1 protein-coding gene is annotated in these 1,146 nt (G+C 54.7%); it reads left to right on the top strand.

Annotated elements, in window-relative coordinates:
• Positions 1-1,050: rhamnosyltransferase WsaF family glycosyltransferase (locus AB4Y86_RS19375; RefSeq protein ID WP_441403742.1), on the top strand; the 1,050-nt coding region annotated here is incomplete at its 5' end.
• Between the last annotated feature and the right edge of the window lie 96 nt (positions 1,051-1,146).

The raw sequence follows: 1,146 nt of genomic DNA, 5'->3' as shown, positions 1-1,146 counted from the left end.
GGTTTCGCCGGGCTCACGACCGCGCTTCGCGCCGGGCAGCTTATTGCGAAACAACTTGGGCTCTCCTTGCGGATTTTGGTGTTGAAAAAGCGTCCGATTGGCTACGAGTCTATAATTACAGACACTAGTACATTTTTGAAATCTATCGGCTTGATCGCGTCGGCTGGGGAACCAGAGGTTCTCTACCTAGATGACTTTGAAAACTCGGAGGCGAGTGTCGACGATCATTGGGTAGTTACCTTCTGGATGACTGCCTATGCCGTCGGGCGACTAGTTGACCGGGGCAGTATAGCGCCACGGTCGGTGACCTATCTAATACAGGACTTCGAGCCAGGGTTCTATGCGTTTGGAACTGAATATGCCTTAGCCATGTCGACATATTCCTTGCGCTTCAATTGGCTCGTGAACTCGGCTTCACTGGCAACTTTTCTTTCTGAGCAAGGATTCGCTTCCTCGAGCAGAAGGCGAGTTTTTGCGCCTGCAATAGATACTGCCAAAATCGAAGAGAGTGCTTTGGGTTGGCTACCAGACAGCGAACGCATTCGAGTCCTGTTCTATGGTAGGCCGCGTCATCCGCGAAACCTGTTCGATCTTGGTGTGGAGGCTTTGAGAATCTGGGTGAGTTCGGCTCCGGCTGCAGTGCTGGAAAGGATATCGATATGTTCGATAGGCGGCGAACATGACCCCCTTGAGTTGGGAAAGGGTATCGAGCTTCGTACCTTGGGGAAGTTGTCGCTGGCAGACTACTACAAGCAACTATCGACGACTGACGTGGGGGTTGCCCTTATGTTTAGTCCCCACCCCAGCCACCTTGCGCTTGAAATGCCTATGGCGGGAATACCGACCCTCACCAACTCGTTTCACCGTGCACGGGGCGCGTGGTTGCCCAAGTTACGAGTGCACGAGGCCACGCCTGAGGCCTTGGCGATCGGGTTTGGGGCGGTTGTTTCCGATGCGACCGAACTCGATGTTCATCGTTTTGAGAAGCCTCCGAGTCCAGGGCTTGGGCAGAGCCTGAACGACGCAATATCCGACATGCCACTTGTCTAGACGATATGAAGTGTGGCGGCGCCCGGTCCTGACGGTGGGACTGGAACCTCGGGTTCAAAGCGATTCGTGGGTTGCCGGTCCGGGTCTTTCCGCACG

The sequence above is a fragment of the Arthrobacter sp. 2YAF22_2 genome (genome assembly GCF_052114645.1).
Taxonomy (GTDB): domain Bacteria; phylum Actinomycetota; class Actinomycetes; order Actinomycetales; family Micrococcaceae; genus Arthrobacter.
This window is presented reverse-complemented; position numbering and strand designations above follow the sequence as displayed.